Source organism: Peptococcus simiae (genome assembly GCF_046569735.1).
Classification (GTDB): domain Bacteria; phylum Bacillota; class Peptococcia; order Peptococcales; family Peptococcaceae; genus Peptococcus; species Peptococcus simiae_A.
This window is the reverse complement of record NZ_JBKICG010000008.1, coordinates 54,021-73,828: the sequence shown is the minus strand read 5'-3', so window position 1 is coordinate 73,828 and position 19,808 is coordinate 54,021. Positions and strand designations below refer to the sequence as shown.

Annotated in this window: 19 protein-coding genes, 2 tRNA genes and 1 riboswitch; of the genes, 18 read left to right on the top strand and 3 right to left on the bottom strand. The window is 51.9% G+C overall.

The annotated features are described in order from the left end of the window. Positions 1-32 precede the first annotated feature (32 nt). Positions 33-623 (top strand): metalloprotease family protein, encoded by a 591-nt coding sequence (locus tag ACLGL1_RS04890; RefSeq protein ID WP_411007638.1) that lies wholly within the window; start codon positions 33-35, stop codon positions 621-623. Here ACLGL1_RS04890 and ACLGL1_RS04885 read toward each other — a convergent pair. Continuing rightward, positions 591-2,384, bottom strand: coding sequence for an ABC transporter ATP-binding protein (locus tag ACLGL1_RS04885; protein ID WP_411007637.1), 1,794 nt, complete (start codon positions 2,382-2,384; stop codon positions 591-593). The two genes, ACLGL1_RS04890 and ACLGL1_RS04885, sit on opposite strands and share 33 nt — an antisense overlap. After that, positions 2,381-4,105 carry an ABC transporter ATP-binding protein gene (locus ACLGL1_RS04880; protein ID WP_411007636.1) on the bottom strand — a complete coding sequence of 575 codons (1,725 nt, stop codon included), beginning with the start codon at positions 4,103-4,105 and terminating at the stop codon, positions 2,381-2,383. Before ACLGL1_RS04880 ends, ACLGL1_RS04885 begins: the two co-directional genes overlap by 4 nt. 165 nt (positions 4,106-4,270) lie before the next feature. On the opposite strand from ACLGL1_RS04880, the gene ACLGL1_RS04875 reads away from it, so the two are divergent. Then, positions 4,271-4,489, top strand: a complete 219-nt coding sequence (locus tag ACLGL1_RS04875) for a hypothetical protein (protein WP_411007635.1) — start codon at positions 4,271-4,273, stop codon at positions 4,487-4,489. A gap of 161 nt (positions 4,490-4,650) precedes the next feature. On the opposite strand, the gene ACLGL1_RS04870 is transcribed toward ACLGL1_RS04875, so the two are convergent. Beyond that, positions 4,651-4,722, bottom strand: a tRNA-Arg gene (locus ACLGL1_RS04870). A 202-nt stretch (positions 4,723-4,924) separates the two neighbouring features. Here ACLGL1_RS04870 and ACLGL1_RS04865 point away from each other — a divergent pair. From ACLGL1_RS04865 to fmt, 16 genes are all read left to right on the top strand, one after another. Beyond that, a tRNA-Gly gene (locus ACLGL1_RS04865) sits at positions 4,925-4,996 on the top strand. Between the two features lie 49 nt (positions 4,997-5,045). After that, entirely contained in the window at positions 5,046-5,666 is a 621-nt protein-coding gene (locus ACLGL1_RS04860; protein WP_411007634.1) for an XTP/dITP diphosphatase, read from the top strand. Between the two features lie 11 nt (positions 5,667-5,677). After that, positions 5,678-6,847: a hypothetical protein gene (locus tag ACLGL1_RS04855; RefSeq protein WP_411007633.1), complete on the top strand. Its 1,170-nt coding sequence runs from the start codon at positions 5,678-5,680 to the stop codon at positions 6,845-6,847. A 54-nt stretch (positions 6,848-6,901) separates the two neighbouring features. Further along, positions 6,902-7,076: riboswitch (Lysine riboswitch) on the top strand. Between the two features lie 64 nt (positions 7,077-7,140). Beyond that, positions 7,141-8,034: a transporter substrate-binding domain-containing protein gene (locus ACLGL1_RS04850; RefSeq protein WP_411007632.1), complete on the top strand. Its 894-nt coding sequence runs from the start codon at positions 7,141-7,143 to the stop codon at positions 8,032-8,034. Positions 8,035-8,096: 62 nt separating this feature from the next. Next, a complete protein-coding gene (locus ACLGL1_RS04845) occupies positions 8,097-8,876 on the top strand; it encodes an amino acid ABC transporter permease (protein WP_411007631.1) in 780 nt (259 codons plus the stop codon). Beyond that, positions 8,873-9,610, top strand: coding sequence for an amino acid ABC transporter ATP-binding protein (locus ACLGL1_RS04840; RefSeq protein ID WP_411007630.1), 738 nt, complete (start codon positions 8,873-8,875; stop codon positions 9,608-9,610). Before ACLGL1_RS04845 ends, ACLGL1_RS04840 begins: the two co-directional genes overlap by 4 nt. 66 nt (positions 9,611-9,676) lie before the next feature. Further along, on the top strand, positions 9,677-10,687 hold the full coding sequence (locus ACLGL1_RS04835) for an aspartate-semialdehyde dehydrogenase (protein ID WP_411007629.1): 1,011 nt from the start codon (positions 9,677-9,679) through the stop codon (positions 10,685-10,687). Between the two features lie 172 nt (positions 10,688-10,859). Next, on the top strand, positions 10,860-11,567 hold the full coding sequence (locus tag ACLGL1_RS04830; RefSeq protein ID WP_411007628.1) for a hypothetical protein: 708 nt from the start codon (positions 10,860-10,862) through the stop codon (positions 11,565-11,567). 114 nt (positions 11,568-11,681) lie between these two features. Beyond that, complete coding sequence (locus tag ACLGL1_RS04825; RefSeq protein WP_411007627.1) at positions 11,682-12,551, top strand: YicC/YloC family endoribonuclease; 870 nt, start codon at positions 11,682-11,684, stop codon at positions 12,549-12,551. Positions 12,552-12,575: 24 nt separating this feature from the next. Beyond that, positions 12,576-13,223, top strand: coding sequence for a guanylate kinase (gene gmk, locus ACLGL1_RS04820; protein WP_411007626.1), 648 nt, complete (start codon positions 12,576-12,578; stop codon positions 13,221-13,223). Next, entirely contained in the window at positions 13,201-13,425 is a 225-nt protein-coding gene (gene rpoZ / locus ACLGL1_RS04815; RefSeq protein ID WP_411007625.1) for a DNA-directed RNA polymerase subunit omega, read from the top strand. Before gmk ends, rpoZ begins: the two co-directional genes overlap by 23 nt. Positions 13,426-13,431: 6 nt before the next feature. Further along, positions 13,432-14,634: a bifunctional phosphopantothenoylcysteine decarboxylase/phosphopantothenate--cysteine ligase CoaBC gene (gene coaBC, locus ACLGL1_RS04810; RefSeq protein WP_411007624.1), complete on the top strand. Its 1,203-nt coding sequence runs from the start codon at positions 13,432-13,434 to the stop codon at positions 14,632-14,634. A gap of 20 nt (positions 14,635-14,654) precedes the next feature. Further along, positions 14,655-15,842 carry a methionine adenosyltransferase gene (metK, locus tag ACLGL1_RS04805; protein ID WP_411007623.1) on the top strand — a complete coding sequence of 396 codons (1,188 nt, stop codon included), beginning with the start codon at positions 14,655-14,657 and terminating at the stop codon, positions 15,840-15,842. 49 nt (positions 15,843-15,891) lie between these two features. After that, entirely contained in the window at positions 15,892-18,375 is a 2,484-nt protein-coding gene (gene priA / locus ACLGL1_RS04800; protein ID WP_411007622.1) for a primosomal protein N', read from the top strand. 23 nt (positions 18,376-18,398) lie between these two features. After that, complete coding sequence (def, locus tag ACLGL1_RS04795) at positions 18,399-18,854, top strand: peptide deformylase (protein WP_411007621.1); 456 nt, start codon at positions 18,399-18,401, stop codon at positions 18,852-18,854. Then, positions 18,854-19,807, top strand: a complete 954-nt coding sequence (gene fmt / locus ACLGL1_RS04790; protein WP_411007620.1) for a methionyl-tRNA formyltransferase — start codon at positions 18,854-18,856, stop codon at positions 19,805-19,807. Before def ends, fmt begins: the two co-directional genes overlap by 1 nt. Position 19,808: the final 1 nt, after the last annotated feature.

Genomic DNA, 19,808 nt, shown 5'->3' with positions numbered 1-19,808 from the left:
CATATCTTTTGTACTTGTTTGAGGAGGTGCATATGGCCATTCACTATAAAGGCTACCTGGCAAGGCTGGAAGACCTGCCCAGTTCTGACCTGCCTGACCATGCAGTCCCCTATGATGAGCCGGCCGACCTGGATGGGTTGATCAAGGCGATCATGCCCTGGCACTGGCCCCTTTTGGCCTTGATAGCTGCCGCCTATGTCATCCGGTCCTTGTTGACCGGTCACTGGCTGCACTTGCCTACTCTTTTAGGTTGTCTGGCTATTATTCCCGGCTTTTTTCTCCATGAATGGGTCCATGCCTGGTCTTTTCCAAGGGGGGCAGAGGTCCATATTTATCAAAAGATAGATGCCGGCCTGCTCATGGCTTATTCACCCCAGCCGGTCAGCCGGCTGCGTTTTATTGTCATTTCTGCAGCACCGGGGCTGCTTTTGGGCCTTCTGCCCTTAGGAATTTGGGCCTTGACGGCCAGCGACCATTACCTGGCCCGGTCCCTACTTCCCTTTGGCTGTGCCCTTTTATTAGGGGCTGTTGGAGACTTTTACAATATCTACAATACCCTTGTTCAGGTGCCCAAGGGGGCCCATGTCCAATTATCCGGCTGGCGCAGTTATTGGTTCCGCTAAATCCTGGCTGGCGTGCATCCGGGCATAGACGCCGCCTTTTTCCAGGAGGGTCTGGTGGTTGCCCTGCTCAACAATCCGCCCGTCATCGATGACAATGATGTGGTCTGCATTGCGGATGGTAGAGAGGCGGTGGGCAATGATCATGGTCGTCCGGCCCTTGGTCAGTTGGGCAAAGGAGGCCTGGACCAGCTTCTCTGTTTTGGTATCAATAGAAGAGGTGGCCTCATCCAGAATGAGGAGGGGCTTGTCGGCTAAAATGGCCCGGCTGACGGCCAGCAATTGCCTTTGGCCGCCGGATAGGTTGCTGCCGTTATCCTTTAGGATGGTTTCATAACCGTGGGGCAGCTGGCGGATAAAGTCATCCGCCCCGGCTGCCTTAGCTGCTGCAATGACTTCAGCCTTCGTGGCCGCCGGTCGACTGTAGCGGATGTTATCGGCGACACTCTCCGTAAAGAGGAAGGTGTTTTGGAGGACAAGGCCAATCTGGTCCCGGATAGACTGGCGGGATAGGTGGCTGGTATCTTGGCCATCCAGGAAGATGGCCCCCTTATCTGGGTCATAGTAGCGGTTGAGCAAGGAGGCAATGGTCGTCTTGCCAGACCCGGTCGCCCCGACCAGGGCCACTGTTTCCCCGCTGGGCACTTCAAAGGAAATATCATGGAGGACCTCTTCATCATCATAGCTGAAGGAGACCTGGCGGTAAGAAATGGCGCCGCCCTTGAAGTCATAGGCTCTGAGGCCGGTATCATCTTCCGGCGGGCTATCCAGGAGGTTGAAGATCCGTTCAGCGCCGGCAATGGCTGCCTGGATGGTGTTAAAGAGACTGGCCAGGTCGTTGAGGGGGCGGGTAAACCGCCGCATGTACATCAAGAAGGAGAAGAGAACCCCAACGGTTAAGTGCCCCCCTGTAATAATCAAGTAGCTACCAATGAGGGTGACGGTCAGAAAGACTAGGTTATTCAGAAAGTCGGTAATTGGCTTCAGGACTGAAGCGGCTTGAGCCTTTTTGTAGGCATCTGCCAGGTTGTCATTTAGACGGATAAAATCCTTCTGGACACTATTGCGGGTATCATAGAGGAGGAGCATTTTTTGAGCAGAGATATGCTCTTCCGCATATCCATTGACCGCCCCCAAGTTTTGTTGCAGGGCCCGGTAATAGCGGGATGAAAAGTGAACCACCACCCGGGTACTGATAAAGACGAAGGGGAGGACCAGCATGCTCCAGCCTGTCAGGGTAGGCGATAGGAGCATCATGGCGATGAAAATCCCCACCAGGTTAATGAAGGCCTCTAGGACAGAACTCACACTGGTGGCCAGAGTCTGGTTGATGCTGTCGACATCGTTGGTCAACCGGCTCATCAGGTCGCCGGAGCTCTGTCGGTCAAAATAGGACAGGGGGAGGCGGAGAAGTTGGGTGAAGATGGAGGCTCGTAAGGACTTGGAAATATTTTGGGCGACGAGGGCCATGATGCGGGTGTCTAAGTAGCTTAAAGCAGACGTTGTTATAAAGAGGATAATCATACCCAGGGCCAGCCGGCCGAGCCCCTCCAGGTCCAGCTGTAAAATATACTTATCGATGGCCAGGCCCATCAGGTACATGCTGAAGATGGTCAGGGCGGTGACCAGGGTGTTGGCAATAGAGGCCAGGATGATCATGCCCAAGGAGGGACGGAGGGTGCCGATGAGGCGTTTAAGGGTTGGCCAGGTGTTTTGGGCGGGCTTGGGCCCTGCCATGGCCTTTTTCTGCCGATGTCTACTCATAGCATCACCTCCCGGTCAGATTGGTTCAGGGCAATGGCTTGATAGGTGGGGCTCTCTTCCAACAAAGCCTCATGGGACCCCATGGCTTCGATGCGGCCACGGTTTATAACGATAATTCGGTCACACCGCTTCAAGGTGCTGATTCGTTGGGCGATGATAATCTGGCTTTGCTCGGTCTTATGCCGGTCCAGCTCATCTAAAAAGCGCTTTTCCGTCAGGACGTCTAGGGCGCTGGTGCTATCATCCAAAATCAGGACCCGGGGCTTTTGTAAGAGGACCCTGGCAATGGAGAGCCGCTGTTGCTGGCCGCCGGACAAGTCGTTCCCCCGCTGCTGGATGGCCGTGGATAGGCCACCCTCCCGGTGGACATAGAGCTCCTGGGCCATGGCCTGGTCCAGGGCTTTTTGCATATCATCGCGACCGGCTTGGGGGTTGGCAATTTTCAGGTTTTCTTCAATGTTACCGGAAAGAACGGTAGTGTCCTGCTGGACCAAGCCAATATGCTTCCGCAAGGCCATCAGGTCCAGCTGCGGCAGGGGGACTCCGCCAAAGGAAACAGTCCCCTCTTGGGGGTCATAAAAGCGGAGCATTAAGCCGACCAGGCTGGACTTACCCGACCCTGTCGGCCCAACAATGCCAATCCGTTCATTTTCCCGGATGGTCAAGTGGATATCCCTTAAGGTATCCTCAGCAGCCTCTTCATCATAGCGGAAAGAGACATGGTCAAAGTCAATCTGGTAGCCCTGGGCTTCTTTGCCGCTTGCAGGTGATTGGATGCTGGTTTCTGTATCAACCACTTCCTGGATCCGTTTTAAAGAGGCCTGGGCCTGGGAAAACATATAAATAACAAAAGAGCTAATCATGACCGCCATTAAAATTTGAGACAGATAAGTGGAGAAAGCCATGATTTTCCCGACTTCAAGCTGGCCGGCATAGACTTCATAGCCCCCCACCCAGAGGATGGCGACAGTAGAAAAGTTGAAGGTCATCATAATAAAGGGAGACATGAGGATCATCAGGAGGGCAGACTTGAGCTGCCAGTTATAGAGATCATCATTGGCCTTGCTAAAGCGGATTTTCTCCAGGGGCTCAGCCAAGTAGCCCTTGATAATCGGCATGCCAAGGATGCTTTCCCGGGCAATCCGGTTTAAGGCATCCAATTTTTCCTGGACCACCGGAAAGACCTTGACGGCCCGGACCAGGACAATGGCGATAATAGCAATGAGGACAGGAATAGCGATACAAAAGATCAGAGACAGCTGGCGACTCAGCCGGATGGCCATAAATAGGCCCCCAGCTAATAGGAAGGGGACCTGTAAAAAGGTATTCTGGATGGATAGAATCACCGATTGGACATGGCTGACATCATTGGTCATTCGGGTGATAAGGGTGGGGACGGAAAAACGGTCTAATTCCTTGTGGGAAAAGGTCGTTATTTTTGAAAAGAGAGAAAGCCGGATTCGTTGGCCGGCCCTGGCTGTCGTCCGGGCAGCCATATAATAAGAAAAGATCCCGGCCAGGAGTCCACCGATGGTTGTTAAGAGCATGAACAGGGCTCTTTCTTTGATGTAGGCCAGGTCTCCATTGGCCACCCCGTTATCGACAATCTGCGCCATAAGCGTTGGCTGGAGCAAGTCTGCAGCGACAGATAGGAGCATAAAGGCCGGGGCAATCAGTAAAAAAAGCGCATCTTCTTTAATATACTTCCAAATAAAAGCCATGGGACACCTCCATATCCTAGGATAAATTACCAAATAACCAAGGAAGGTAACCAATAAACATCTATAAAAAAGAAAAAAGTGGTCTGACAATCAGACCACTTAGACCACGCCCAAGGCGGACTTGCCACCGCCTGTGTTTACTAAGTATATCAAATATGGCAAGAGATGACAAAAAGAAAAGCAGTATATAATCCTGAAGCTGATAAAAAGTGGGCTGAAAATAATAAAGACCACCAGCGCTATTTAATTGACCGCACTAGCACTAGGCGTTTCATCCGAACTAAGGCTACAGAAGAGGACTTAGCAGAGTTAAAAGAACTAATCGCCTTGCGTGAAGCGTCTTATCCGAATCAACTGAATAAGAATAACAAACCTATAAATTAAACAAACACATTGATGTTTTAAGAAGCGGGTTTTATAAAAAACGTGTAGAAAAACGTGTAGAACTATTGTCTAAACTTGTGTTTCAGCGAAATGCCAAAATGTTAAAAACCGCTCTATTGAGCGGTTTTTGGGTCTGTTTGAATATCCTCGAGAAGTTATAACACGCCCGATAGGAGTCGAACCTACGCTTTTGCCTCCGGAGGGCAACGCTCTATCCACTGAGCTACGGGCGCTTAACGATTGATATTATAGCCTGAATGAAGTGATTTGTAAAGGGGTGGTTTTCATAAGATAAAAGGAAATTGACCTCGGTCTGGCGGTAGGCTGGTGTGGTCTTTAGGAAAATTTGATAACAGGACATCAATTTTTTGTAAAAAAGGCTTGCATTTTTTCTGGAGTGTGATATTATGTAATAGCGCCAGAGATGAGCGCTATGCGGAAATGGCTCAGTGGTAGAGCATCGCCTTGCCAAGGCGAGGGTCGCGAGTTCGAATCTCGTTTTCCGCTTCCAGCACCCCAAAGGGTGCTTTTTTTATATCTAAAATCAGGAGGGTCTATGATTAAACTGGTACTTGCCACCCATAATGAAAAGAAAAGAAAAGAGATGGAAGCCCTACTTGCTCATTTACCCTTTGAAGTAGAGAGCCTGGCCGCTTACCCGGCTGTAGGTGAGATTGTCGAGGATGGGGAGACCTTCCAGGAAAACGCAGCCATTAAGGCGCAAACCGTCGCCCGTCTGACTGGCCAGCTGGCCCTGGCCGATGACTCAGGCCTGGTGGTAGAGGCCCTAGACGGAGCCCCTGGGATTTATTCGGCCCGGTATGCCGGGGTTGCCCATGATGACGCAGCCAATAATAAAAAATTATTGGCCGATTTGGCCGATACCCCCAATGATAAGCGCCAGGCCCACTTTGTCTGTACCTTAGCCCTGGCCCTTCCCGACCAAGAGCCGATTTTTGTCGAAGGGCGGCTGGATGGGGTCATCCTCCGGTCACCGGTCGGGGCCAATGGCTTTGGCTATGACCCCCTCTTTTTAGTCCCTGAAGCCATGAAGAGCCTGGCTGAAATGGAGGCAGAGGAGAAAAACGCCATCAGCCATCGGGCCCAGGCCTGTGCCAAGGCCGTCCCTATTCTCCAGACCTTTGCTAAAACCGGCCACTTGGCCCAGAAAGGGTAAGGGGCAGGGTCATGAAACAAACAGCTAGCCGCTTATTCTTGTCCTTGGCAGGCTACTGGCTGTCTGACCGGGCCCAGCAAGCGGTTGCCTTTCCCTCGCCCACCGGCCTTTCCTTTTCAACCTTAGGAGAAGAACAGGCCTACCGCCATCGCTTTATCCTACCGGCGGTTTTTTTGGACCAACGCTGCGCCTTTTTCTGCGAAAGCATGGCTGCCCCGGCCTATCTTTATATCAATGGGGTCCTGGCTCATATCCACTATACCCCCGGCAAGCCTGTTGAATTTGCCTGCAATGACTTGCTCCAGGTCGGCGACAACCAGTTGGTTATTCGCTTTGTCAACCTGCCGGATAAGGATACCTGCCCCTTGTTACCGCCGCTCAATATAGCTGCAGAAGACTGGCTGGCCCTAGCTGCCCCCCTTGGCATGCCAAAAGCAGGTGTCTTTGCGACCATTGGCATTAGGACCAGTCCCTGGTCTTATATAGCCGGCTGCAGGATGGGAAGAGAAGAGGGGCCGCTGACTTTTTGCCTGGATACCGTCGGTGAATTGACTCAGCTATATGTCTTTCTTGTTGATGATACAGGCGAGGCCGTTTATACAGGCGAGGGCCAGTGCCATACCATACCGGAAGGTCTGCTGGCTACCTGGTCCCCAGACCAGCCGATCCTCTATCAGCTAGAGGTGCAGGCAGTCGATAATAACCGGCTCATGGACCACTGGTTGTTGCCCTTTGGCCTACTGGCCCCTGGGTCTGATATAGACCGGGACCTCCCCATCCTACCTTTAGAGGCCTTTTGCCAGGGACAAACCGGTCCGCTGGTTCAAGCCCGGAGAGGTTATCTCCGGCTGGATGGCCTGACCCAAGCTGATGCCTACCTAGACCTATGTGACCAGGTTGGCCAGCAGGCCATCCTGGACCTGCCGCCAGTCACTGTCTACGCCCAGGGCCTCAAGGGGGCCAGGCGGCGTACTTTACTGGAAAAATGGTTAAGGCGGTATGGCCACCACCCCTGTATCCAGGCCTGGGGCCTTGGGGAAAATAGCAGCGGCTTTTCTGCAGAGGATCTGGGCGCCTATAGGGCCTTGGTCGACCGGCTGGACCCCTTTCAAAGGCCCTTATTGACCGAGCCCTTGGCCAAACAAAAGGTGACCCCTACCTGGACTAATGACAAGTATTGATAACTTTCAATTGACGCCCATGCAAATCTATGTTAGCCTTAAGGCAATATCATATTGTAATGCAGAGGTTGCGAGGACAATGAGTCGGCTGCGGAGGCGAAAAAGCGCCATTGAAACAGACCTAAAGGTGTCTTCGCCGAAAGAGGGAGTGCTTTCTTCACTGCCCTCTTGGAACTAAACTCAATAGGTTTAGGGCTGTCAATGGGTCCATTGTTGTGCTGCAAAACTGATGCATTACACCACAAGCAATTGTGGTGTTTTTATATGGTAAAAAAAGAGGAGGTTTCTGGATCATGAAACTAAAAAAACTAATGGCAACCGTACTCACCCTGGCTTTAGCGGTATCTGTCACCGCCTGTGGCGGTAATGGCGCCAGCGAAAGCTCTGCAACATCTGAACCGGCGGCGTCAACCGCAGCGACTGATGGCGGACTTCAAACCGTTGAAAAAGGAAAATTAACCATTGCTATGGAAGCCCAATACCCGCCCTTCAACTGGACCCAGGTCGATGACAGCAACAATGCTGCGCCGATTAAGGGGACCAACACCTTTGCCAACGGCTATGACATCCAAATGGCCCAATTGGTTGCTAAAGAACTCGGCTTAGAATTACAAGTGGTTAAACTGCCTTGGGATTCCCTGTCTCCGGCTGTTCAATCCGGTACCGCCGACTTAGTTATGGCCGGGATGAGCCCGACAGCTGAACGCCGAAAAACCGTCAACTTCTCTGACCCCTACTACCTCAGTCAACTGGTTGTTGTCGTCAAAGAAGACAGCCCCTATGCCCAGGCCAAGACCAAGGAAGACTTCAAGGATGCCAAGGTAACGGCTCAGGTCAATACCTTCCATGCTACAGCCCTCAAGCAATTAACGGCAGCTAAGATTCAAGACCCGATGAAGGACTTCAGCACCATGCGGGAAGCCTTAAAATCCGGCATCATCGATGGCTATGTATCTGAAAAAGTAGAAGGCTTATCTGCTCAAAACGCCATCAAAGGCTTTACCTTTGTCGAATTTGACGAAGCCAACGCTTTTGAAACCGACCCTAACGATGTTGCCATTGCTGCAGCTGTGAAAAAAGGCAATGACGCCCTGATGGAAGCGGTTAATAATGCCCTGAAGAAAATCAGCGATGAAGACCGTGAAGCCCTGATGGAAAAGGCCATCAAGGAACAACCGGCTGCATAATCAAGTTCAACTACGGACTGCCCTTATATAAGGGCAGTCTCTTTTCTGAAAGGAAGGCTATAATGGCATTATTAGAACCCATTTCCAATATATTGGCCAATTATGGGCACTGGTACTTGCGCGGCATAGGGGTGACCCTGCTTTTAGCTGTCGTCGGGACCCTGGTGGGTCTGGCCATCGGCATGCTGGTAGGGATGTACCGGGTCATTCCCATCGAGCGTCAGTCTAACAAGGTCCTGGTGACCCTGTATAAAATCGGTCGCTTTCTGACCACCTGCTATATTGAATTTTTCCGGAGTACCCCCATGATGGTCCAGGCCATGTTCATCTACTTTGGGATTGCAGCCGGCCTCTTTGGCGTCCAGCTCAATGTCCTGACGGCCGGGCTCCTCATCATTACCATTAATACCGGGGCCTATATGGCGGAAATTGTCCGGTCCGGGATTATTTCTGTGGATAACGGCCAATATGAGGCGGCCCATTCGGTGGGCCTGAGCCACTGGCAAACGATGAAGGGCATTATCATGCCCCAGGCCCTGCGCAATATTTTACCGACCATCGGTAATGAATTTATCATTAATATGAAGGATAGCTGCGTCTTATCCATTATTGGGGTAACGGAGATTTTCTATACCTCCCAAACCATCGGTGGGGCCATGTTTAATGTTGGCCCGCCCTTCCTCATTGCCTGTGTCATTTATTTGGTTTTAACCCTTGTGACCACCCGGGTTCTGGGTTTAATTGAACGTAAAATGGATGGCAGCGACCACTATGAACTGATGGTTGACTTAGATGGCAGCGCCTATATGAGCAACCTGGGCCAAGGAGGGCAAACGAAATGACAGAAGCTGTTCTTCGGATTGAAAAACTTAAAAAATCCTTCGGCTCCAGGGAAGTGTTGCGGCAAATTGACCTGGATGTGGCGCCGGGTGAAGTGGTCTGCCTCATTGGGTCATCCGGGTCTGGTAAGTCAACCCTGCTCCGCTGCATCAACCTCTTAGAGCAACCGACCGGCGGTGCCATTTACTTTAAAGACCAGAATATCCTAGCGGACCAGGTCGACCAAAACCAATACTGCACGAAAGTAGGGATGGTCTTCCAGCAGTTTAACCTATTCAATAATATGTCTGCCCTTCATAATTGCACCTATGCCCAGGTCAAGGCCCTGGGCCGGTCAGAGCAAGAGGCAGAGGAAACAGCTAAAAAATATCTTAGACAAGTGGGCATGATCGAATTTGCCAATGCCCTGCCCAGGCAACTTTCCGGTGGGCAAAAGCAACGGGTGGCTATAGCCCGGGCCCTCTCCATGGACCCGGAAGTGGTTCTCTTTGACGAACCGACCTCCGCTTTAGACCCGGAAATGGTTGATGGTGTCTTGGCCATCATGAAGGACTTGGCTGATAGCGGTCTGACCATGATTGTCGTCACCCATGAAATGAACTTTGCCCGCGATGTTGCTGACCGAATTGTCTTTATGAATGAAGGCATTATCCTGGAAAGCGGGACGCCGGACCAATTATTCGAAAATCCCCAGCATGACCGGACGCGGGAATTTTTGGCCCGGGCTGCCCGGTAATATTTGACAGCCTAAATCCTGCATGATAGCATGACCGGTAACTGATATATAAAAGGAGATGCTGCTATGAAAGAATTAAATATTGCCGTTGTTGGCGCCACTGGTGCTGTAGGGCAAGAAATTCTCAAAGTGATTGAAGAGCGTAAAGTGCCATTTAAATCCCTAAAGATGCTGGCCAGTTCCCGGAGCGCCGGCAAAAAAATAACCTTTATGGGGAAAACATATACCGTAGAAGAAACCACCCTGGATGCCTTTAAGGGTGTAGATGTGGCCTTATTTGCCGGTGGCCCGGCCAGCAGGGCCTTCGGGCGAGACGTCCAGGCAGCCGGTACGGTTGTCATCGACAATAGCAGCACCTTCCGCTTAGAGGAAGATGTTCCCCTCATTATTCCGGAAGTCAACGGGGAGGCAGCTAAAAACCATAAGGGGCTCATTGCTAGCCCGAACTGCTCGACGACCCTCTTGGTCGGAGCCATTAACCCCCTCCACCAGAAAGCGGGCGTCAAGCGGATTATTGTCAGTACCTACCAGGCCGTTTCCGGTGCCGGTGCTGCCGGCCTGACGGAATTAGAAAACCAGTCCCGTCAAATCCTGGATCACGAACCCATCCATCCGGATGTCTTCCAGCACCAGATTGCCTTTAACTTAATCCCCCATATTGATGTTTGGCAGGAAGAGGACTACAGTAAGGAAGAGACCAAGGTCCTCCATGAAACCCATAAAATTTTAGACGCGCCGGATATGGCCATTACGGTCACAGCCGTTCGGGTGCCGGTCATGCGGAGCCATGCGGAAAGTGTCTATGTAGAGTTTGAAAAGCCCCTTTCCCCGGATGAAGCTCGTGAAATTCTCGCTGCAGCCCCCCGGGTGGTCTTACAGGACAAGCCCCATGATAACATCTACCCCATGCCGATTACGGCAACGGGCAGCGATGATATTTATGTTGGCCGGATTCGCAAAGACCTCTACAATGACCATGCCTTAAACTTATGGGCCTGTTTCGACCAAATTCGTAAGGGGGCAGCTACCAATACGGTGCAAATTTTAGAACTTTTACTAGAAAAGGATTGGATATAAGCAGACCATTCGCTTAAGGAGGCATCCCCTCCTTAAGCGTTTTTTGTGGATTAATAAAAAAAAGTAATCCTAGCATAAAGTAAAACTGTTCCATGTGGAGATATGGTATACTTGATTTGTATGTACAATATGTCGTCTTTATATGGGATTACTTATACAATGAGGTGACGATATGACAGCGAAGGTCATAACGGCCTTGACCTATGCAGAAACCGATGTGCCAAATGTATCCGGGGAAGAATTCCCTGCAGATATCGGTGTTTTATATGATATTCCTTTTAATTATTCGGTTATTGGTCAACGCTTAGCCCTGTTACTATATGAAAAGGGCGTTAAACTATTTGAACAAGAAAAATTAACGGTCGTTTTCAGTACTTACCTACCGGCCACTGAAATTGAAGATGAGATGCGCTTGTCCAATGATGGGTCTAGATACATTACCATTGGGCTCAATGCAGAAGATTTTAACCGGCGGTCAGATCAAGAGAAGAAGGCTATTTTACTGGCGACAACAGAACGTATTCTTTTAACCTATGATGCAGAAGATCAGTTTACCGATGATATCCTAGAGGCGGTAGCTGTGATCCGAGAAGGGGATGAAAACCTGCCTCTTTTATACCGCAGTAAGTGTGACCAAAAAATAGAGGTCAACTTGTCCCTACGGCTTTTTAATAACGGCCAGTGCCAAATTTATTCTACTATTAAAGATAAGCATGGGGATGTGCTCCGCCACGACCACTTGGATGATGCCCATTGCTTATCAGTGGCCATACAGCGCTGTGGCAGTATTTTAATCCGTAAAAATAAGGTCATCATTAAGCCCCAAAAAAACATCCTCAGCAAAAATTTAAAACCGATTGAAATTGAATATTCCCTATAAGCCTACGGCTGACGGTTCCGGCGTCAGCCGTACTCTTTTAACGGATTGGTTGCCGCTACTTTTTTTACCGGCGGATTTGTGGTATTGTAAGGTAAAACTATTTTAGGAGGTCCTATGCGCAGCATGACAGGATTTGGGGCCGGTACTGCAGAAAATGCTCAATGGCATGTATCGGTGGCCATCCATTCGGTGAACCATAAACGGTTGGACTGGCGGATTTCAATGCCACAGATTTTGCGCCCCTATGAAGTAGACCTGAGACAGGCCTTAAGCCAGGAAATATTTCGCGGCAATATTAGTGTTGAGGTCCGCCTGGAAGACCTGGCCGCCGGCCAAGCCCGTTGGGCTATTAATGAAAGCTTATTGAGTACCGTTGCCAGCCACTTGAGCAGCCAGGTGGGAGAAGGGGCTTTCAGTCGGCAGGAATGGCTGGCACTTTTACAGATTCCCCATATGATAGAAGACCAGGTCCTTACTTTTGACGAAGAAGATAAACCTTTGATTTTTCAAGCCCTCCAAATAGCCCTAGCCAATTATAGACAAGCGACACTGGCGGAAGGCAACCGGCTGGCTGCCGACTTAGACCAGCGGTTAGAAAAGTGTGCGGCCAACCTAAGGGTCTTACAGGAGGTCGCCCCCCGGGTCCGCCAGCAACTGGAGGACAAATTACGCGAGAAATTGGAAGAAGTCCTCGGCCAAGCCGGTATCAATGAACAGCGGCTGATGGAAGAACTCGTTTACTTTATGAACCGGACCAGTATCGAAGAAGAACTGGTGCGCTTAGATAGTCATATAAAAAAACTCAGAGACCTTTTCAAAGAAGAGGGGCCCATTGGCCGTGAAGCAGACTTTTATCTCCAGGAAATGAACCGGGAAGTGAATACCTGTGGATCAAAGATTAATGATACCCGTGGTAGCCATGCGGTTGTTGAACTGAAAACCCTAATTGATGCCATGCGGGAACAAATTCAAAACATCGCCTAGGATTGTGACTGGAAGGAGGCGCTTATGTTAGCGCATAAAAAAGAAGGCATTGTCATCGTATTATCAGGACCTTCCGGCGCAGGAAAAGGGACCCTCTGTGAACACTTAAGAGAACAAATTGATATCAGCTACTCGATTTCTGCAACGACGCGAGAGCCCAGGCCCGGTGAAAAAGACCAAGTCGATTACTTTTTTATGACCAGGGAGGCCTTTAAAGAAAAAATCAAGGCTGATGGTTTCCTGGAATGGGCTGAAGTCTATAAAAATTATTATGGGACCCCCCTAGACTATGTGGAAGAGCAGGTCCGGGCGGGCAAAGATGTGATGATTGAAATTGACCCGCAGGGAGCCAAGCAGGTTAAATTGAAAAAAAGTGATGCGGTCCTGGTCTTTATTATGCCGCCGTCTTTTGCTGAGCTGGAGCGGCGCATTCGGGGCCGGGGGACGGAAAGCGAGGAGCAGATTTGTCATCGCCTAGGGAATGCCTTGAATGAAATCAACACCCTAACGGCCTATGACTATGTCATCGTCAATGACGATATCCATGAAGCAACAGCAGACCTGCAAGCCATTATCAATGCAGAGAAATGTCGCGTTGAGCATAATAGCCGCTTGCCGCGCCAGTTTAGATTGGAAAAGGAGCAAAAATATGATTCAACCGAGTATCGATAAATTACTTGAAGAAGCGGATAGTAAGTACTCTCTGGCAGTCGTCGCTGCCAAACGGGCCCGGGAACTGGTTGACGGGGCGGTGCGGTTAACGGATGCCCCGACCAATAAAAGCGTTTCCATTGCCCTATGCGAAATCGGAGAAGGGCATGTTTCCTATACTTTTAATGATGATGTGGAGACAGAGATCCCTGTAGAGGAGTAGGTCTTTATGAATGTTATCTTAGCTGTTAGTGGGGGGATTGCGGCCTACAAGACCCTGCCCTTGACAAGCGCCCTGACCAAGGCAGGTTGTGACCTGCAGGTGGTTTTGACCAAGCACGCCAGGGAAATGGTTATGCCGCTGCCCTATGAAACCCTAACATCTCGCAAGGTCATTCTAGATATGTTTGATCCCCAGGCTGAAGATGTCCTGGCCCATATTAACCTGGCTCGGTGGGCCGACCTGGTCCTTGTCGCACCGGCTACGGCGAATATCATCGCTAAAATGGCCCATGGCATAGCCGATGACTTTTTATCCACCCTACTCCTGGCCTACCGCGGCCCGCTGCTCGTGGCCCCAGCCATGAATGATCAAATGTACATGCACCCGGCGACCCAGGCTAATATTGAGACCATTGCCCAACGGGGAGCCGAGATTTTAGCCCCGGTGGAAGGCCAACTGGCCTGTCATACAGTCGGGGTTGGCAAGATGATGGAGCCGGCGGATATTTTAAAGGCCGTCCTCGCTACAGCCATGCCAAAAACGATGACGGGTAAACGGATCCTGGTGAGTGCCGGACCGACCCAGGAACGGGTAGACCCTGTCCGTTATTTAACCAACCATAGCTCCGGCAAGATGGGCTATGCCCTTGCCCAGGCCGCTAAAAATGCCGGGGCGGAGGTGACCCTGGTCAGTGGCCCAGTCCAGCTGGACCCACCGCAGGGCGTTCAGACCATTCCTATTATTAGTACCAGGGACCTGGAAAAGGCCATTACAGAGGAATTTGGGACCTGCGATGCCTTAATTATGGCGGCGGCGCCGTCAGATTATCGGCCGGCGGTTTACCTGGATAACAAGATGAAAAAGGGGAAGGAAGACCTATCCCTGGCCCTGACCCGGAACCCGGATATCCTATCTGCTGTCAAGGAGATTAAAAAGCCCCATCAAGTGCTGGTGGGATTTGCTGCTGAAAGTCAGAATGTAGAGGGCTATGCCCAGGACAAGTTACAGCGCAAAGGCTTGGATATGATTATCGCCAATGATATTACAGCAGCCAATGCCGGTTTTGGTCATGATGTTAACACAGTGACCGTGATTGACCGCACCGGCCAGGTGGACCACTGGCCCACCATGGCGAAAGACCGTCTAGCTGCTCAAATCATTGAACGTGTTGATAAACTTTTAAATGAAAAAAGACCTTATAAGTATTAAGGCAAAAGGGGAGAACTCATTTGAAAAAGTTTTTTACTTCAGAATCGGTGACTGAGGGGCATCCGGATAAAATTGCCGATCAAATTTCCGATGCCATCCTAGATGCTATTTTAGAAAAAGATCCCAATGCCCGGGTGGCCTGTGAAACCTTCTTAACCACCGGCATGGTCTTTATTTCCGGTGAAATCAGCACCAGCTGCTATGTGGATATGCCGAAGATTGCCCGCGGGGTCATCCATGACATTGGCTACAATGACGCCCGCCAAGGCTTCGATTATAAGACCTCTGCAGTTATTACTGCCATTGGGGAACAGTCACCGGACATCGCCCAGGGGGTCGACTGTGCCCTGGAAGCCCGTGAAGGGTCGATGACAGATGAAGAAATAGAGGCCATCGGTGCTGGGGACCAGGGGATGATGTTTGGCTATGCCTCTGATGAAACCCCTACCCTGATGCCCCTGCCGATTTACCTGTCCCACCGGCTGACCCGCCGCTTAACAGAAGTGCGAAAAAAGAGGATTCTGGACTACCTCCTGCCTGATGGCAAGAGCCAGGTCACCGTTGAGTATGAAGACGGGGCACCGCGCCGGGTGGATACGATTGTTATCTCTGCCCAGCATACAGATGCCGCTAACCTGGACCAGTTGCGGGAAGATATTATTGACCAGGTGGTCAAGGCGGCCATTCCGGCAGACCTCCTGGATGACCAGACCCAATACTTTATTAATCCGACCGGCCGCTTTGTCATTGGCGGCCCTCAAGGGGATGCCGGCTTAACCGGACGGAAGATTATTGTTGACACCTACGGCGGTATGGCCCGGCATGGCGGCGGGGCCCTGTCCGGTAAAGATGGCACCAAGGTTGACCGGTCCGGCGCTTACGCGGCTCGGTATGTCGCTAAAAATATCGTGGCAGCCGGCTTCGCTAAAAGATGCGAAGTCCAACTGGCCTATGCCATTGGGGTGGCCCGGCCGATGAGCGTCCTCGTAGAAACCTTCGGTACCGCTACTGTTGATGAAGAAAAGCTGGCCCAGGCGGTGATGACCGTCTTTGACCTGCGGCCGGCCGCCATCATTCGTGACCTGGAATTACGGCGGCCCATCTTCCGGGCCTGCGCTGCCTATGGGCACTTTGGCCGGGAAGACCTGGACCTGCCCTGGGAAAGAACCGACCGGGTCGATGCTTTAAAAGAAGCCGTCAAGGGTTAATATCAAAGATGCCGCATGCGGCATCTTTTTTTTGAAAGGAGGCGGGGTCTTGTTTGCTCAAGTGGCTTTGAATTTACCCTATCCGCCAGGCGGAAAAACCTTTACCTATGCCATTCCACCGGATTTGACTGAAATGTTGGCAGTAGGTATGCGGGTCCTCGTGCCTTACGGCCGGGGAAATAAAGCCTTGCCGGCCATCGTCGTGGCCGTATCCGATAAGCATAGTATGGAAGCCGGCGTCCAGATCAAGGCAATCATGGACCTTTTAGACCAGTCTCCTGTTTTAAGTCCGGAGCAGCTGGCCCTTGGCCTGTGGACGGCTAAACGCTTTTTATCACCCATTTACCTGGTCTTTGAGGCCATGTTGCCGGCCTATATCCGGCAAAAGCTTGAAAGGGTCCTAGTCGGTCAAGCTGGTACAGGTAACTTGGAAGCCAGGGCCCAGTCTTTTTTAGACTACCTCCAGACAGCCAGAACAGAAAAAGAAATAAGAAGCGCCTTTCCCGACTGGCAGCCCCTGCTTGCCTCTTTGGAAGAAGAGGGGTTGGTGCATTGGCGCTGGCAATACACAGAGCCTAAAGAAAAACCCCTGGCCCTCTACCTGGCGGATTTATCTGAAGAGGCCTTCAAGCTGGCCGAGCAGGCCCTGGATCGGGCCCCCCGCCAACAGGCCACGCTTCTAGCCCTTTTTACAGATGGCCCCCAGACCGCCGGCCAATTGCGCCAGCGCTTTGGCGGCACCGATCCTCATGCCAGCCTCTCAGCACTTATTAAAAAGGGTTATGTGCGTAAGGAAGAGAGCTACCAGGCAGCGACCATCCATTCGGCCCAGGTGACCCCGCCTGCCCGAGACATTACCCTTTCTGAAGGTCAGACCCAGGTCATGGCTACTCTGGAAAGAAGTTTACAGGCAGGGGTCTTTGCCTCTTTTCTTTTACAAGGGATTACCGGGAGCGGGAAGACGGAAATTTATATCCGGTCGGTGGCCAAGGTCTTGGCCAAGGGCGAGGCCGCCCTGGTTTTAATTCCTGAAATTTCCTTAACCAAGCAGATGCTTTCCCGCTTTGCCGCCCAATTTCCCGATGACATAGCTATTTTACATAGTGGGCTGACAGATAAAGAGCGCTACCAGCAGTGGCGGGAAATCAAAGTAGGTAAAAGACGGATTGTCATCGGGACCCGGAGTGCTGTCTTTGCCCCACTTGACAACCTGGGCCTGGTCATCATTGATGAGGGCCATGATGGGGCCTATAAGCAAACGGAACCGGACCCCCGCTACCATGCTCATACGGTTGCGGAAAAGCGGGCCCAAATGAATCAGGCCCTCTTTATTTCAGGGAGCGCCACCCCTTCTGTAGACCTGGCCTACCGGGCAGATACGGGCAGCATTACCCGCTTGACCCTCCATGAACGGGCCGGTGGCGCCAACCTCCCTACCGTTCAAGTCTGCGACCTCCGCCGGGAGCTGGACCCCCGGCAGGTCTTCAGTGACCAGCTAATCCAGGCCTTAAGGGAGCGGTTAGCCCTGGGCGACCAGGCCCTCTTATATATGAACCGCCGGGGCTATGCGACGGCCCTCGTCTGTGACGAGTGTGGTGAAGCCATCCTTTGTCCCCACTGTGACGTGGCCCTGACCTACCACAAGAACAAGGGCGTCCTCCGCTGCCACTACTGCGACTTTGTCAGTCGACCACCGACGACCTGCCCCAACTGTCAGTCAGACCAGCTCAGCCACCAGGGCATGGGGACCGAGCAAATCGAGCAGGCCTTTCATACCCTTTTCCCCCAGGTGAAAACCGCCCGGCTGGATTCGGATACCAGCCGCAACCAGGGAGACATCTTGCGGGCCTTCCAAAAAGGGGAGGCCCAGGTCTTGGTCGGCACCCAGATGATTGCCAAGGGCTTGGACTTCCCCAATATTACCCTGACAGGGGTCTTAAATGCAGACCTGGGCCTTTACCTGCCCGACTACAGGGCGGCTGAAAGGACCTTTCAGGAGCTCACCCAGGTGGCTGGTCGGGCCGGGCGCGGAGACAAGCCCGGCCTGGTCATCTTTCAAACCCGGCAGCCGGACCACCCCGCTCTTGTCGCTGCCAGTGTCCAAGACTATGATATGTTTTATAATCATGAAATTGAGGTACGTAGAATGATAGACTATCCACCCTTTACCCACCTGATGCAGGTGGTGGTGAGTGCTGGAGACCGACTGGTGGCTGAAGAAGCCATCCAGGCCCTGGCCAGGGACCTCAAGGCCCTGACCCAGGTCAGTGCCAAGGATGGCGAACGCTATGTTCAACTGGCCAATGACCCGGATCCCCGGGACCTGCCTGACCGGCACCTAATCATCCTTGGTCCGAGTCCGGCCCCCTTAGAAAAGGTGAGAAACCGCTGGCGTTACCAGATGATTTTGAAGGCAGGCTACCTGCCGACCCTACTGACCGTGGGCATTTGGTGTAGGAATTACCGATTTTCCTCAAGAAAGAGTAAAAGTTTGCGCTTAACGGTTGATGTTGATCCTGAAAATATTCTATAGTAGACACTGATAAGGAGGCGTCTATGGCTAGATTTCAAATTGTTACCGCAGGCGATCCCATCTTACGGAAAACGGCCAGACCGGTCGATGAAGTGACGGATCGGACGCGTCAAATATTAACCAATATGACTGAAACCATGTACCATGCACATGGCGTTGGCTTGGCAGCCCCTCAAGTGGGCATTTCCCGCCGGATGATCGTCGTCGATGTAGGTGATGGCCTCATGCAGCTCATCAACCCTGAAATTGTCAAAAAAGAGGGCCTCCAGGAAGGGCCTGAAGGGTGCTTGAGCGTACCAGGCTTTAACGGCATCGTCATCAGGGCTAACCAGGTTCAGGTCAAGGCCCTGAATGAAGAAGGGCAGGAAGTGACCATTGATGCCGAAGGCTTTAAGGCCCGGGCCCTGCAACATGAGATCGACCACCTAGATGGGATTTTATACACCGATAAGGCCAGCAATGTGGAGCGTGCAGAATAATGCGGATTATCTTTATGGGCACCCCGGACTTTGCTGTTCGTATTGCTGAAGCGGTTATCGCCGCCGGGCATGACCTGGTGGCCGTTTACACCCAGCCGGACAAGCGGGCAGGGCGGGGCAAGAAGGTCTTGCCGCCGCCGGTTAAGGTTTTTGCTGAAGAACGGGGTATCCCCGTTTACCAACCGGCCAAACTCGATGATGAGGCTTTTGCAGAATTCATGGCCCACCAGGCCGATGGGGCTGTGGTTGCCGCCTATGGCAAAATCCTACCTAAAAAATGGTTGGAGGCCCTGCCCCAAGGCTTCATCAATGTCCATGCCTCCCTACTGCCGGCCTATCGCGGCGCAGCCCCCATCCAATGGGCTATCCGCAATGGCGATGCTGAAACCGGCATCAGTTTGATGCGGATGGAGGAGGGCCTAGACACCGGGGCCGTTTATACTCAGGAGCGCTTGGCCATTGAGCCCGATGAAGATAGTGATGCCTTATTCGGCCGGCTAGCAGCCCTTGGCGGCGCAGCCATTGAGGCTCACTTAACAGATATCCTGTCCGGTCAGCTAATCCCGGTGACCCAAGACGATAGCCAGGCTTCCTATGCCCCCAAATTCAGCAAGGCAGATGAAGCCATTGACTGGCAGCAGCCAGGGCGAGACCTTGTTCAGCTCAACCTGGCCTTTGGTCATCAGACAGGGACCTATACCAAGCTAGCCGGCCAACGCTTGAAGGTCATCAAGATGACCTTCCTGTCTCCGGAAGATAGCGGCCAGGCCCCCGGCACGATTTTAAATGCCTCTAAAGCCGGAATTGACGTTCAAACAGGAGCCGGTGCGGTCCGCCTGCAGACGGTTCAACCGGCAGGGAAGAAGGCGATGCCTGTTCATGCTTACCTGAATGGCACCAGGCTGGCTGCCGGTGATCACTTTGACACTATGGAGGAAATCAACGAGAGGTGAA

Coding starts and splice junctions, on each gene's coding strand:
- ACLGL1_RS04890 (WP_411007638.1), top strand. CDS start 33: ATGGCCATTCACTATAAAGGCTACCTGGCAAGGCTGGAAGACCTGCCC.
- ACLGL1_RS04885 (WP_411007637.1), bottom strand. CDS start 2,384: ATGAGTAGACATCGGCAGAAAAAGGCCATGGCAGGGCCCAAGCCCGCC.
- ACLGL1_RS04880 (WP_411007636.1), bottom strand. CDS start 4,105: ATGGCTTTTATTTGGAAGTATATTAAAGAAGATGCGCTTTTTTTACTG.
- ACLGL1_RS04875 (WP_411007635.1), top strand. CDS start 4,271: ATGACAAAAAGAAAAGCAGTATATAATCCTGAAGCTGATAAAAAGTGG.
- ACLGL1_RS04860 (WP_411007634.1), top strand. CDS start 5,046: ATGATTAAACTGGTACTTGCCACCCATAATGAAAAGAAAAGAAAAGAG.
- ACLGL1_RS04855 (WP_411007633.1), top strand. CDS start 5,678: ATGAAACAAACAGCTAGCCGCTTATTCTTGTCCTTGGCAGGCTACTGG.
- ACLGL1_RS04850 (WP_411007632.1), top strand. CDS start 7,141: ATGAAACTAAAAAAACTAATGGCAACCGTACTCACCCTGGCTTTAGCG.
- ACLGL1_RS04845 (WP_411007631.1), top strand. CDS start 8,097: ATGGCATTATTAGAACCCATTTCCAATATATTGGCCAATTATGGGCAC.
- ACLGL1_RS04840 (WP_411007630.1), top strand. CDS start 8,873: ATGACAGAAGCTGTTCTTCGGATTGAAAAACTTAAAAAATCCTTCGGC.
- ACLGL1_RS04835 (WP_411007629.1), top strand. CDS start 9,677: ATGAAAGAATTAAATATTGCCGTTGTTGGCGCCACTGGTGCTGTAGGG.
- ACLGL1_RS04830 (WP_411007628.1), top strand. CDS start 10,860: ATGACAGCGAAGGTCATAACGGCCTTGACCTATGCAGAAACCGATGTG.
- ACLGL1_RS04825 (WP_411007627.1), top strand. CDS start 11,682: ATGCGCAGCATGACAGGATTTGGGGCCGGTACTGCAGAAAATGCTCAA.
- gmk (WP_411007626.1), top strand. CDS start 12,576: ATGTTAGCGCATAAAAAAGAAGGCATTGTCATCGTATTATCAGGACCT.
- rpoZ (WP_411007625.1), top strand. CDS start 13,201: ATGATTCAACCGAGTATCGATAAATTACTTGAAGAAGCGGATAGTAAG.
- coaBC (WP_411007624.1), top strand. CDS start 13,432: ATGAATGTTATCTTAGCTGTTAGTGGGGGGATTGCGGCCTACAAGACC.
- def (WP_411007621.1), top strand. CDS start 18,399: ATGGCTAGATTTCAAATTGTTACCGCAGGCGATCCCATCTTACGGAAA.
- fmt (WP_411007620.1), top strand. CDS start 18,854: ATGCGGATTATCTTTATGGGCACCCCGGACTTTGCTGTTCGTATTGCT.